A 13300-nucleotide genomic window follows, 5' to 3' on the forward strand; every position below is an offset into this window, starting at 1 on the left:
TTCCACAGCTCGACGGCGTCGTCGGTCCGGGCGAGCCAGCCGGCGTCGGCCTCGCTGACCAGGATCGGGACGCCGCCCAGCCGGCGGCTCCACTCGACCTGCACCCCGTACATGTGCGGGTGGCTCGCGACGATGTACGCGAGCCCGCCGAGGTCCTGGACGGCGGCGACGGCGGCGTCGTCGACGTAGCCGGGGACGTCGAACATGAGGTTCCCCGCCGCCGTCCGGGCGACCTTCGCGGTCGGGCCGATGCCGACGTCGGGCACCGTGTTGAGGCCGAACAGGTCGGGTTCGAGCTCCTCGACCGCGATGCTCTCGCCGTTGGCCGCGAGCTCTTCGAGCGTGGTCCAGCGCTGCCCGTCGGCGGGCACCCACTGTCGCTCGTCGGCGCAGACCGCGCAGACCTCGGGCCGGGACTCGTGCTCCACGCCGCAGGTGCTGCAGATCCAGAACGTCATCGTCGGACTTCCCTTCGTCGGGCCGGTGCTCGCCACCCTGCGCCAAGCGGCCGGTCGTGTCCAGCAATAAGACTCCGCCTCAAGGCGGAAGCGCCCGCGCTCCCAGGTTCCTACCCTGGGGGCATGGCCGCAGCACCACCACCGCCCGCTTCCCGGCAGCCCGACGCCGGACGCCCCGCCGACGCCGCGTCCGCGCGGGCCGCCGCCACCGCGCCCGCCGGAAGCACCCTCGGCCGGCTGGCCGACTGGTTCGGCGTCGACGCCGACTGGGAGCGGGTGCCCGCAGGGCAGCGCGGCTACCGCCGCGACCTGTTGCTGGGTGTCGGCTTCGCGGTGTTCGCGGCCCTCTCGATCGAGCTCGGCCACAGCATGGGCATGTTCGAGGACATCGACGTGCCCATGTGGCTCGTCCTCGTGCTCGGTGTGGCCAGCACGGTCCCGCTCGCGTGGCGGCGCCGCTATCCGCTGATCTCGCTCGTGCTCGTGTACGCGGCGTGGTTCGCGCTCGGGCTGACCATCCCGGCGGTCACGATGCTCATGCCGATGCAGATCATGTACTTCGTCGCGATGTTCACCGCCGTGGCCTGGGCGCGCGACCGGCGGGCCATGCTCATCGTGGTCAGCGCGTGCACCATGGTGATGCTCGGGTGGGTCGTCTGGATGTTCGCGGTGCAGCAGGGCATCGAGACCATCCTGGACGAGTTCCCGACGCCCGCCGACTGGCCCGGCCAGGTGGATCCGTACCTCGCCAACGCGATCTACCAGGTCATCATGAACATCGCGTTCTTCGGCGGCGCGGTGCTGGCGGGGCAGATGCAGTGGAACGCCGCGCGCCGGCGCGAGCTGCTGGCCGACCAGACCGTCACCATCGAGCGGCAGGCAGCCGCGCTCACCGACCAGGCCGTGGTCACCGAGCGGGTCCGGATCGCACGCGAGCTGCACGACGTCGTCGCGCACCACGTGTCCGTCATCGGCATCCAGGCGGCAGCCGCGCGGCGCGTGCTGGACCGGGATCCCGCCCTGGCCGCGGAGGCGCTCGCGACCATCGAGCGCGAGTCGCGCGAGGGCGTGACGCAGATGCGCAACCTGGTCGGCACCCTGCGCTCGGTGCCCGACGGCGGAGGGTCCGCCGGCCCGGACACCGCCTCCCGCGCGCCGGAACCGGGGCTGGCGGACCTGCCGGCACTGGCCGCCGCCGACCACGACGGGCTGGACACCACGTTCCGCCAGGTCGAGGAGCCCCCGGGCGCCGCGCGGGACGTGCCCGACCCCATGGGGCTCAGCCTCTACCGCACCGCCCAGGAGGCGATGGCGAACGTGCGCAAGCACTCGACGGCCCGGTCCGCGACGGTCACGCTCCGCGTGGTGCGCGGCCCGGAGATGCTCGCGGACGAGCGGTTCGCGCACGGGTTCGCGGAGGTGGAGGTGCTCGACGACGGCCGGCCCCGCCACGGGACCTCGGGCTCCGGGCTCGGGCAGCTCGGCATCCGGGAGCGCGTCTCGACGCACCGGGGCGTGGTCGAGATCGGGCCGCGGGCGACCGGCGGGTACCGGGTGCGCGTGCGGCTTCCGCTGCCCGCGCCGGAGGACGCCGCGCCGTCGGCCCGGCCGGAACCAAGGCCGGAAGCCCGGCCGCAGGCCTGGACCGATGCCCGGACCGAGGCCCCGACGGAGGCGGCCCGATGACGCGCGTGCTGCTGGTCGACGACCAGGCCCTGGTGCGCTCCGGCTTCTCCCTCATCCTCTCGGTGGAGGACGACTTCGAGGTGGTCGGCCAGGCGGGCGACGGCGCGGCGGCCATCGAGCTGACCCGCGAGCTGCGGCCCGACATCGTGCTGATGGACGTGCAGATGCCCGTCATGGACGGCATCGAGGCCACGCGCCGCATCGTCGCGGAGAACCTGGCGAAGGTGCTGGTGCTGACGACGTTCGACCACGACGAGTACGTGTTCGACGGGCTCGCGGCCGGCGCCTCGGGGTTCCTGCTGAAGAACTCCGACGCGGAGCACCTCGTGGAGGCCGTGCGGACGGTGGCCGCGGGGCACGCGCTGCTCGCCCCGCAGATCACACGGCGCGTGATCGAGCAGATGGTGGCGGGCGAGCGGGCGCCGTCGGGCGTGGCGGGTGGGGCGGGTCTCGCGGGTGCGGCGGGTGCCGCGAGGCCGACGCCGGACCAGGCGCCCCCCGGCCTCGCCCAGCTCACGCCGCGCGAGCGCGAGGTGCTGGAGCTCGTGGGCACCGGGCTGTCGAACGCCGAGATCGCCTCGACCCTGTTCCTCGGCGAGGCGACGGTCAAGACGCACGTCTCGAACGTGCTGTCCAAGCTGCACCTGCGCGACCGGGTCCAGGCGGTGGTCCTGGCCCACCGGGTGGGCCTGGTCTGAGCCGATGTCACCGATCGTTGACATCGTGGGTGCATGTCAACGATCGGTGACATCCGTGCTGATCGACCTGGCTCTCTGGTTCGGGTGATCAAGCCAGGCGTAATTCGAGCGACCGGATCGGTAAGGCCATCAGGAAAGCGGGATCCGTGACCGGACCCCGCTTTCATATTTCCGGCGATATCCCGGAAAAGGGACTATTCAGCCTATTCCGCGGAAGGGCTGGCGGAGGGCTCCGGCGACGGTCTCGTCGACGGTTCCGCGGACGGGCTCGCCGAGGGCTCCGGGGACGGGCTGGTCGACGGCTCCGGCGTGGGCGACGGCTCCGGGGTCGGCCGCGAGGTCGGCTCGACGGTCGGCGGGTCGGTGGGCTCCTCCGACGGCGGGTCCGACGGCTCGGGCGTCGGCTCCGGCGTGGGGGTCGGGGTCGGCGTCGGGGTGGGGGTCGGTGTCGGCGTCGGCGTGGGCTTCGGCGTGGGCGTCGGCTTCTGGGTGGGCTGGCCCGTCGGCTCGGGCGTGGGCTTGACGGTCGGCTTCGCCGGCCGGACGGGGATGCTCCCGCCGCCGGTGCTGCCGCCCTGCCCGGGCGTGAACGACGGCGGCCGGTAGGTCTCGCGGGGCTGTTCCCGCACGGGTCCGCGCGCGGTCTCGGGTGCGGGCGGCGGCGTGTAGGTGAACGGGTTCCCCTGCGCCGCGGGCTTGCCGTGGACGTCCACGGTCCCCTTCTCGCCGGAGCTCGCCACCGGCTCGCGCTTCAGCATCATCGGCGGCAGCCCCTGGGTGCTGTCGGGCAGAGCGGCCCCGGCCGACGTGAGCCGGCCCTGGTCCTTGCTCGCCGGCTGCACCGCGACGGCACCCATGATTCCGGCAGTCAGCACCAAGGCCGCGGCCGTCCCTGTGACGATCAATCGCTTGCGCACGCTTTGCTCCCCCTGCAGCTTCAGTTGTTGCCCGGTGCCCTCGATCGCGACGTCCGGTCCTGGGGACCGGGCTGCGGATCTCCCGCCGGGAGTGCGTCGCACATTCCGCCGCGGAGGGCTTTCGAACCGTTCAGCGCCGCCCTTGTTCGAGCGGTGTTCCGGTCGGGACAATACGTGGCAGAACGTCAACGGCAACCGGGGCGTGTAATACCAGGTCAAAACGCGCAGGAGTGGTCACGGTGCGCAGGATGATCGGCAGAATGTCACGTGATCGGCAACTCGAAATGCCGATCACGTGACATTCTGCCGATCACCCAATCTCGGGCGGCGCCCAGGAAGACAAGACACCCTCGCGCCGGCGTAGTTCCGGCCTGGGGCGGAGCGCGGTTCCGCCTTGCGGCGGATCCCGCCGCCGCCGTCGGCCCCTTAGCGTGACGGCCATGAGCGATCTGGAGGTGCGGGACCTGACCCGCGTGTTCGCCTCGGGCGACACACCCCGGCGGGCGGTGGACGGCGTGAGCTTCACCGCGACGTCAGGCCTGCTCACGGGGTTCGTCGGCGGGAACGGCGCGGGCAAGACGACGACCATGCGGATGATCATGGGCGTACTGGCGATCACGAGCGGCGAGGTGCTGTTCGACGGCGCCCCGGTCACCCGGCACGACCGCCGCGAGTTCGGCTACATGCCCGAGGAGCGCGGCCTCTACCCCAAGCAGCCCGTGCTGGACCAGCTCGTCTACCTGGCCCGCCTGCGCGGCATCGACGCGCCCGCCGCCCGCCGCGAGGTGCTCGAGCACCTCGAGCGGCTGGGGCTGGCGGGCCGGGCCAAGGACCACGTGGAGAAGCTGTCGCTCGGCAACCAGCAGCGGGTGCAGATCATCGCGGCGGTCATGGGACAGCCCAAGGCGCTCGTCCTCGACGAGCCGTTCAGCGGGCTCGACCCCGCGGCCGTCGACGCGATGGCCGACCTGCTGCGCGAGCACACGCGGCGCGGCGTGCCCGTGCTGTTCAGCTCGCACCAGCTCGACCTCGTGGAGCGGCTGTGCGAGCGGCTCGTCATCCTCGGCGGCGGCCGGGTCCTCGCGAACGGCACCCCCGACGACCTGCGCGCCAAGGGGGTCACCCGGCACCGGCTCGTGCTGGCGGGCGACGCCGGGTTCGTGCGCGGCGTGCCTGGCGTGCTCGCCGTCGACGTCGACGGCTCGTCCGCCCTGGTCGAGGTGCACGACGACGACGCGGCCACCCGCCTGCTGTCTGCCGCCCTGGAGCGGGGCGCCGTCCAGGAGTTCTCCCCGGTGCGGCCGACGCTGGCCCAGATCTACAGGGAAGTGACCTCGTGAAGAGTGCATGGATGCTCGTGGCGACCCGCGAGATCGTGGTGCGGGCGCTCAACAAGGGGTTCCTGATCGGCCTCGCGGTCACCGTGGCGATGATCGGCGGCCTGATCGGCTTCAGCGCCTACATGGACAGCCGCACCGACTCGTTCGACGTCGCCGTCGTGACCGGCGACGACGCGGCCCTGACGGCCGTCGAGTCGGCTCGCGAGGAGGCCGCGACGTCGGACGAGGGGATCGAGCTCACCGTCCTGCGGGTGGACGACGCCGCGGCGGCGAAAGCCGCCCTCGAGGACGAGACCGCCGACGCCTGGCTCAGCTCCGGAACGGCCGGCACGGCCGGCGCGACGGGCGCCGCCGACGACGCCGGCTGGTCCCTGTCCGGCTGGCGCGAGCCCGACGGCGGCCTGGCCGACCTGCTCGGGACGACGGTGCGCGACCAGGTCATGGCCGACCGCGCCGACGGCGCCGGCACCACCATCGAGGCGCTCACGGCGGGCAGCGAGATCGAGACCGAGCGCCTCGACGGCAACCCGGTGGACCCGCAGGTCGTGTTCTTCGCCGGGTTCGTGCTCGCGTTCCTGTTCTTCACGGGCGCGGTCGGCTCGGGCGCGATGATCGCGGGCAGCGTGATCGAGGAGAAGCAGTCCCGGCTGGTCGAGATCATCGCGACCGCCGTGCCGCTGCGGCAGCTCCTGGCGGGCAAGATCATCGGCAGCTCCGTGATCGCACTGGCGCAGAACCTGCTGCTCGCCGGCATCGGGCTCGTCGGGCTCTCCTTCACCGACCTGTCGGCGGTGCTGCCCGCGATGACGGCCACGATGATCTGGTTCGTCGTCTTCTTCACCGTCGGGTTCGTCGCGGTCGCGGCCCTGTACGCGGTCGCGGGCTCGCTCGCGTCCCGCACCGAGGACCTCCAGTACACGACGACCCCCCTGATGATGCTGCTCATGGGCGTCTACATCGTGACGTTCTCGGCCGACGGCGTGCTCGAACGGGTCCTGTCCTACGTGCCGCCGGCGTCCATCGTGTCCATGCCGGTGCGGGTGCTCAACGGCGACGCGCTGTGGTGGGAGCCGATCGTCTCGCTCCTCGTGCTGGTGGTCGCGACGCTCGGAGCCGTGCTGCTCAGCGAGCGCGCGTACCGCGGCGCGCTGATGCAGACCGGCGGCCGGGTCACGTGGAAGTCCGCCCTGGCCTCGGACAAGGGCACTACCCTCGGGGCGTGACCGAACGCACCCAGCCCGACTCAGCCGCGCCCGGGAGCTCCGATCCCGAGAAGGTGCACACCTTCGACCTGATCGACGAGGTCCCGGGCGCGTCCCGTGACGGCGCGGACCCGGACGGCACCGACCCCGACGACGCCGGCACCGACGGCACCGACCCCGGCGACGCGGCCGAGCCGGACGCCGAGCCCGCGCCCCGCGCGCCGGGCCGGGCGGCGGTGGCGCTCGCGGGCGCGCGGTCCGCCGTCGGCCGGACGGTGCGGCGGGGCGGGGCGGCCGTGCGCCGTCGGGTGCCCGCCACGCGCCGCGGCCGGGTCCTGCTGGCGGGCGGGACCGCCGCGGTGGTCGTGGTCGCGGTCGTGGCCGGGGTGCTGGTCGACGGCGCGCTGCGCGAGCGCGCTCTGCTCGCGACGCCGTCCGGCACCCACAGCCTGGCGGAGAAGCCCACCGAGCAGTGGTCGGTCGACCTGGAGAACCCGATCTCGGCGACCCTGGTCCGGATGCCGGGCGTGCTCGCGGTGGTGGGCGACGCCAAGGTCCAGGGCCTCGACCCGGCGACGGGCGAGGTGCGGTGGACCGTGGACGTCGCCGACGCCGTGGACTGCGGTCCGCTGGGTGCGCTCGGCGTCGGCGGCCCGCTGGGGGCGCTCCCCGTCGAGAAGCTGGTCTGCGTCACGGCGTCGGAGGACGGCGACCAGGGCGTCACGGTGATCGAGCCGGACGGCGCCGCGACCACCCGCGAGCTGGATCCCGGCGCGACGGTGCAGCCCGCGCCCGACGGCGGCCTCATCCACCTCGAGCTCGCGGGCGGCGAGCACGAGCAGGAGCCGGTCGTGGTCGACAAGGTGGGTACGCCCCACCTGCCCAAGGGCTTCGTGGCGCCGGACCTGTCGGTCCGGGTCGAGGACGCGGCGACCGGCGCGGAGCGCTGGAGCGCGGACGTCGCCGCGGGCCCGGCGGACGCGAACCTGTGCGTCACCTACACGTCCGGCCCGGAGGACCCCGACACCCCCACCCCGGTGCTGGACCTTGCCGGTTCGGTGTACGGCGACCTGAGCAACGGGGTCCTGGAGGTCGACGGCTGTGGGGTCTCGGCGGCCTTCCTGCTCGACGGCACCCGCCTCGACGACCCGAAGGACACGACCGACGCACCGGCGGGCGGGGTGACGGGATCCTTCACGGCGCTGCCCGACGGCGGCTGGGCCGGGCCCGACCCGGCGGCGGCCGGCGCCGAGACGCCCAGCCAGGTGGTGCACCTGCCCGACGGCGAGACCCTGAAGATCGACGGTCAGGTGCTGGTGCCGTGGGCCACCGACGGCCGGGACCCGGGCCTGCTGCTGGAGCGGGTGGGCGTGCACACCGAGGCGCGGTCCACCGAGGGGCGCGACGCCGGGGAACAGCTCTGGAACGCCCCGGTGCTCCGCGCCACCGAGCTGCTCGCGCGGGTCGCCGGCACCGGCGTCGTCGTGGACGAGCTCGGGCCGGTGCGGGGCATCGACCTCGGCACGGGCGCGGTGCGCTGGACGCTCGACCCCGACGTGCTCGGCCTCGGCGACGGGACGTGGGACGTGGGCTCGCTGGTCTTCGGGGCCTTCACGGACGGCGACACCCTGCTGCTGCCGGTGTCCGGCGACCCCGCGGGCGAGTCGGGGCTGCGGCTGGTCGCGATCGACCTGCGCGACGGCTCGGTGCGCTGGGAGATCGAACAGGACACCCCGTACACGCAGCTGGTCAGCGTGGACGGCTATCTCGCGCAGATCACCCAGCAGGGCGTCGTGGGACTGGGGTGACTCGCAGGTTACGCGGCTAGGATCCGGCCATGCCGCGGCCTGACCAGCAGGAACCCGTCGTCTTCGAGCTGGTCGAGGGCGAGGGGCCGGACGGTGTGGCGCAGGCCGTCGGCGTGCCTCCGGCGGACTCCCCCGGGCGGCACCTGCCCCGGCTGCCCCGGCTGTCGCGCCGCACCTGGCTGCTCACCGCGGCGGTCGCCGCCGTCGTCGTGGCGGGCCTGACCGCCGTCGACCTGGTGCGGGACCACCTGCGCGCCGAGCTGATGCGCACCTCGCCCGTCGGGGTGGCGTCGCTGGCCGAGATGCCCGAGCGCGGCTGGACCGTGCCGTTCGACGTCCCCACTCCGGCGGGCGACGAGGCGTACGTGGACCAGCCGCTCGTGACCATGGACGGGCTGCTGGTGCTGCCGCCCGGCACCGCGCAGAGCTACACCGTGGATCCGTTCACCGGCACGGCCGAAGCCGTCCCGGTCGGGTTCGACGACGTCGTCGCCGTCGACCCCGGCTCGGGGGAGGTCGCCTGGCGGGTACCCCTGGACGAGGACCCCTTGTGCGGGCCGACCGCCCAGGACGCGCCGGTGTCCGTCGACACGCTGGTGTGCGTGCACGGCCCGGAGGACGCCCGCGAGGTGCTGACCGTCGCGCCCGACGGCACCACCCGGTCCCGGCCGGCGGACCTGGCGGAGGGCGAGCAGGTCTCCCCCGGCCCCGACGGCATGCTGGTCCGGGCGACCCGTCCGGGCGGCGCCGCTGCGGCCGAGGAGGTGCTGTGCGACGACCTCGGCACGTGCACACCGTCGGTCCTGGAACAGGGCCGGGACGTGCGCGTCGTGGCCGAGGACGCCGCGACCGGCGCCGAGCGCTGGGCCACCACCGTCGAGTTCCGGCCGACGGAGACCGTCAACTGCCAGCAGCAGGTCGCCGACAGCGGGCGCACGACCGTCGACACGTACCGGGTCACCATGCGCACCGGAGCCGAGTCGGTGGTCGTCGACGGCTGCGGTGTCGCGGCGACGCTGTCGACGCAGGGGGTCCGGCTCGACCTCGCCGGCGAGTCCGGCGACGCCACAGGCGGGGCGGGCGACGAGGTACCGGCGGCGTCGCCGGCCTGGGTGACCGAGATCGGTGCGGGCCTCTTCGCCGTCGAGCACGGGGCGATGGAGACCCTCGTCGTGGACGACGAGGGGACGGTCCTGCGGTCCCTGTCGGGCTGGGTGCGGACCGGGACCATCTCGCCCGACGCCCCCGACGACCTCTGGTTCGCCACCAGGACCAATGGCTACGGGTTCGACGCGGTGCGCGCGGACGGTTCGGTGGCCTGGACGGACCGGAAGACCCAGAGCATCCTGCTCGTCGGCCGGGACGTCGTGGTCGCGGACCGCGGGGGCCGGGTGGTCGGGCTGGCCCGCGAGACCGGGGACCAGGTCTGGGCCTGGGACGGCGGCGACATGACCGGGATGGCCCGCTTCCGGACGCTGACCGACGGGCGGACCGTGGCCATGGAGCACCTGCCCCAGGACGGCAAGATCGGCGGCATGCTCGTGGCGCTCGACCTGGGTACGGGTGAGGAGCGGTGGATCGCGCCGGTCGCGGGCACCGCCGTCGCCGTCGCCGGCGAGCTCGTGGAGATCAGCAAGGACGGCCTGACCGGCCTGGATTGAGGCCCGCAGGGGGCTGATCCCAGCCATCCCGCGGCGTTACGCTCGCCGCATGGCGCGCGATCCGGACGACGGCGCTGCGTTCGTCTTCGATCTGGTCGACGACGACGCGGCCGATCCCGGCGCGACCCGGACGATCGGCGTCGACGACCGGGACCGCCGGGACGACGGCGAAGGCGGTGACGGCAACGGAGGTCCGGCCGGCCCGGGCGAGGGCCCGGACGGGCTCCCGCCGGGTGGGCCGGCGGCGGGTGGCCAGGTCCTGACGTGGCGCCGGGCCGCGCCGGTCCTAGCGCTCGTCGCCGTGGCCCTGGGCACCGGCCTGGGGGTCGACGCCGCGCGGGACGCCGCCCGGATGGACCGGATGCGCGAGGTGCCGGGGGGAGTCGCGGACCTGTCCGTGCCGCTCGGCGAGGAGTGGTCCTGGGCCGGGAAGGTCGACGTCGGCGAGGGCACCACCGACGTCGCCGTGCTCGGCGACGCGCTGGTGTTCGAGTCCGAGGGCGAGCTGGTCGCGCTGGACCCGGCCACGGGCGAGGAGGCCTGGGCGGTCGGGCTCGGCGAGGGCGCGGAGTGCGGCCCCACGGTGTCACCGGTGTGGGACGACCCGGTGACCCCTGCCCTGGTCTGCCTGCAGGACCGGGGACAGGACACCGAGGTGTTCGTGGTGGGCCCCGACGGCGAGGCCTCGCGCCCGCGGCTGCTCGACGCCGCGGACACGAGGGAGTTCGGGCCGCCCCACACCGGGCCGGACGGCACGGTCCTGCGCGCGCGGCGCACGGGACCCCGGACGCAGGTCCCGGGCGACGTCCGGTGCGACACGTCGGGTGAGTGCTCCGGGAGCATCACGAACGGCCGGGACCTCGCGCTGCGCGCCGAGGACGCCGTCACCGGCGAGGAGCGCTGGCGGGTGACCATCCCGTTCCGCCCCACCGAGGCCACGGTGTGCACCAGCACGTTCGGCTCGGCCTGGGGCAGCTCGGGCAACCGCATCCACCTCATCGGCCAGCTCGCCCCGGATGCCTTCGGGGCCCGGGTCCGCGCCGACCTCGTGAACGTGGAGGGCTGCGGCGTCCAGGCCGCGGTCACGGCCTCGGGCGTGCTGCTGGGCAGCCGGCTCGAACCGGGCTCCAGCGTCGTCGCCAGGCTCGACTCGGGCGGCTACCTCGGCATGAGCTGGGACGACGTCGCGCGCACCCTGATGTACGCCGCCGACGGCAGGACGGTCGGCGAGGTCGCCGGGTACGTCATCACCCCGAAGGCCACGGACCAGGTCGGCGCCGACACCCTGCTGGCGATCGACGAGCCGCGGCGCCGCCTCGCGGCCCACGACGCCGACGGGTCCCCGCGCTGGGACATCACGCTCCAGTCCGGCGGGCAGGAGTTCCTCGCCCAGGTGGGCGAGACGGCCGTGATCACCAGCGGCGCCGGGACGGTCCGCGGGCTGGACCTGGCCACGGGCGAGGAGCGGTGGCTCTGGGACGGCTCGGACCCCGACGAGGAGGCGGACGGCGGCTACTTCGGGACCGCCTACGTGGTCCAGGCGTTCACCGACGGCGAGGTCGTGCTGCTGCTCGCCGAGGGCAGCGGCACCGTGGCGCGGGGCATGGTGGCCCTCGACGCGGGCACGGGCGAGCTCCTCTGGGAGGAGGCCGGCGGGGCCCGCACCACGCTCGACCCGCACGACGGCGACGTCGTGCGCCAGGGCGTGACCGGCGACCTGATCGCCGTGGACGGCCACCTGCTGGAGGTCGGGTCGCTCGGCGTCCGCGGTCTCGGATGAGAGCGGGCGCCAGGGGACATACCCTCGACGACATGGTGCGCGAACCGGGCGATGGCGGTCGGCTCGTCTTCGACCTGGTCGACGACGACGCGGGGGACCCGGCGACGCCGTCCGTCCGCGCCCGCGCCGCCGACCCGGCCGACGCGGACGGCGACGGTCCCGGACCGGACGAGCCCCGGTCGCCGTCGGGCCGCCCGGACCGCAGGCTGCGGGTCCTCGGGCCGGTGGCCGCGGTGCTCGCCGTGGTGCTCGGTACCGGCCTGGCCGTCGAGGGCGCGCGGGACGAAGCCCGGATGGAGCGGATGCGTGACGTGCACGGCGGCGTCGCCGACGTCTCCGCGCCGCTGACCCAGACCTGGCGGTGGGAGGGGCTCGTGGGCGCCCGCGAGGCCGTGGACGAGGGGCGTGGGAGCGAGGTGGCGGTGCTCGGCGACGTCCTCGTGTTCCAGTCCGACCGCGAGCTCGTCGGGCTGAGCCCGGAGACGGGCGAGGAGGCGTGGACCGTCCCGCTCGGCGCGGACCCCGACTGCGGACCCCTCGGTGCCGCGGGATGGTCCCGGATCGCGACGGCGTCCCTGGTCTGCCTCGCGGGTCCCGGCGAGGACCGTACCGTCGTGGTGGTCGGGCCGGGCGGCCAGGTCTCCGCGCCGCGGGACCTCGCGCCCGAGGACACGGAGCGGTACGGGCCGCCCAGGCCCGGACCGGACGGGGCGGTGCTGCGCGCGCGGCGCACGGGTCCGGAATCGGCCGTGGACCGGGGCGACGCCCGCTGCACCGACACCGGCGAGTGCGAGGGGACCGTGGAGGCGGGCCAGGACCTCGCCGTCCGCGCCGAGGACGCCGTCACGGGGGCCGAGCGCTGGAGCGTCGAGATCCCGTTCCGGGCCACCCGGGCCGACCAGTGCAACAACTGGCTCGGCACGTCCTGGGACGGGTCGCCCAACGCCGTCGACCTCGGCCAGATGATCGACCCGGGAGTGTTCGGCGCGCGGGTCGACCCCGACCTGGTGCAGCTGTACGGCTGCGGCATCGAGTCGGCCGTCACGCCGGACGGGGAGCAGCTCGGCACCGGGGCCCAACCGGGCAGGGGCGGGGTGGACATCCTGTCCACGGGCGGGTTCGCCGAGGTCATGTTCGACGACGAGGTGCGGACCGTCCTGTACGCCGCCGACGGCCGCGTCGTCGCCGACGTCCCGGGGTACGCGCTGGAGCCGGCCGTCTCCGACGGCTCCGGCTCGGGCACGCTGCTCGCCATGGGCTCCGCCGATGCCGTCCTGCGCGCCTACGACGCCGACGGGACGTTCCGCTGGCGGACCGTCACCCGGGCCGGCGGCCAGCGCTTCCTCGCCGAGGTCGCCGGGACGATGCTGGTGATGACCGGGGTCGGTGACGTCCGGGGGCTCGACGCCGCGACCGGCGAGACGCTCTGGCGCTGGGACGGCACCGAGGCCACGGGCGGCTACAGCGAGGACCACTACGTGTCGCAGACGTTCACCGACGGCGAGTCGGTGCTGCTGGTCACCGAGAACGGCTCCGGCGGCACGGGGCTGGTGGCGCTGGACGCGGCCTCCGGCGACGTCGTCTGGGAGCAGCACGGCGAAGCGACGCAGGACGGGGGCCTCGCCCAGGGGTTCGACACCTCGCTGGTGGCCGTGGACGGCCGGCTGCTGGAGGTCACGCCGTCCGGCGTCCGCGGGCTGGGCTGACCGGACGGGACCAGACCGGGTGAGGCCTGGCGCTCTGGATGAGC

At 74.5% G+C, this 13300-nt stretch carries 9 protein-coding genes and 1 pseudogene; 8 read left to right on the forward strand and 2 right to left on the reverse strand.

The window, feature by feature from the left end:
* Positions 1-458, reverse strand: a pseudogene (locus tag H291_RS0113775) (hydrolase); the annotation flags it as partial.
* Between the two features lie 123 nt (positions 459-581).
* Here H291_RS0113775 and H291_RS0113780 point away from each other — a divergent pair.
* Positions 582-2144, forward strand: a complete 1563-nt coding sequence (locus H291_RS0113780) for a sensor histidine kinase (protein WP_020015590.1) — start codon at positions 582-584, stop codon at positions 2142-2144.
* Complete coding sequence (locus tag H291_RS0113785; RefSeq protein WP_020015591.1) at positions 2141-2842, forward strand: response regulator; 702 nt, start codon at positions 2141-2143, stop codon at positions 2840-2842. Before H291_RS0113780 ends, H291_RS0113785 begins: the two co-directional genes overlap by 4 nt.
* A gap of 203 nt (positions 2843-3045) precedes the next feature.
* Here H291_RS0113785 and H291_RS33790 read toward each other — a convergent pair whose 3' ends face one another.
* A complete protein-coding gene (locus tag H291_RS33790) occupies positions 3046-3759 on the reverse strand; it encodes a hypothetical protein (RefSeq protein ID WP_157237019.1) in 714 nt (237 codons plus the stop codon).
* Between the two features lie 440 nt (positions 3760-4199).
* Between H291_RS33790 and H291_RS0113795 the strand changes: the two genes are divergently transcribed.
* From H291_RS0113795 to H291_RS0113820, 6 genes are read left to right on the forward strand one after another with little or no spacing between them, the layout of a single operon-like run.
* A complete protein-coding gene (locus tag H291_RS0113795) occupies positions 4200-5099 on the forward strand; it encodes an ABC transporter ATP-binding protein (protein ID WP_020015593.1) in 900 nt (299 codons plus the stop codon).
* A complete protein-coding gene (locus tag H291_RS30085; protein ID WP_033326895.1) occupies positions 5096-6322 on the forward strand; it encodes an ABC transporter permease in 1227 nt (408 codons plus the stop codon). Before H291_RS0113795 ends, H291_RS30085 begins: the two co-directional genes overlap by 4 nt.
* Complete coding sequence (locus H291_RS0113805) at positions 6319-8109, forward strand: outer membrane protein assembly factor BamB family protein (RefSeq protein WP_020015595.1); 1791 nt, start codon at positions 6319-6321, stop codon at positions 8107-8109. Before H291_RS30085 ends, H291_RS0113805 begins: the two co-directional genes overlap by 4 nt.
* A 29-nt stretch (positions 8110-8138) precedes the next feature.
* The gene (locus H291_RS0113810; RefSeq protein ID WP_020015596.1) at positions 8139-9770 is read left to right on the forward strand and encodes an outer membrane protein assembly factor BamB family protein; all 1632 of its coding nucleotides are present in this window, start codon (positions 8139-8141) and stop codon (positions 9768-9770) included.
* Positions 9771-9819: 49 nt separating this feature from the next.
* Positions 9820-11550 (forward strand): outer membrane protein assembly factor BamB family protein, encoded by a 1731-nt coding sequence (locus H291_RS0113815; RefSeq protein WP_020015597.1) that lies wholly within the window; start codon positions 9820-9822, stop codon positions 11548-11550.
* A gap of 32 nt (positions 11551-11582) precedes the next feature.
* Positions 11583-13256: an outer membrane protein assembly factor BamB family protein gene (locus tag H291_RS0113820; RefSeq protein WP_020015598.1), complete on the forward strand. Its 1674-nt coding sequence runs from the start codon at positions 11583-11585 to the stop codon at positions 13254-13256.
* The last annotated feature ends 44 nt before the right edge of the window (positions 13257-13300 follow it).

The organism is Promicromonospora sukumoe 327MFSha3.1 (assembly GCF_000385135.1).
GTDB classification, from domain to species: domain Bacteria; phylum Actinomycetota; class Actinomycetes; order Actinomycetales; family Cellulomonadaceae; genus Promicromonospora; species Promicromonospora sukumoe_B.

Coding starts and splice junctions, on each gene's coding strand:
- H291_RS0113780 (WP_020015590.1), top strand. CDS start 582: ATGGCCGCAGCACCACCACCGCCCGCTTCCCGGCAGCCCGACGCCGGA.
- H291_RS0113785 (WP_020015591.1), top strand. CDS start 2,141: ATGACGCGCGTGCTGCTGGTCGACGACCAGGCCCTGGTGCGCTCCGGC.
- H291_RS0113795 (WP_020015593.1), top strand. CDS start 4,200: ATGAGCGATCTGGAGGTGCGGGACCTGACCCGCGTGTTCGCCTCGGGC.
- H291_RS0113810 (WP_020015596.1), top strand. CDS start 8,139: ATGCCGCGGCCTGACCAGCAGGAACCCGTCGTCTTCGAGCTGGTCGAG.
- H291_RS0113815 (WP_020015597.1), top strand. CDS start 9,820: ATGGCGCGCGATCCGGACGACGGCGCTGCGTTCGTCTTCGATCTGGTC.
- H291_RS0113820 (WP_020015598.1), top strand. CDS start 11,583: ATGGTGCGCGAACCGGGCGATGGCGGTCGGCTCGTCTTCGACCTGGTC.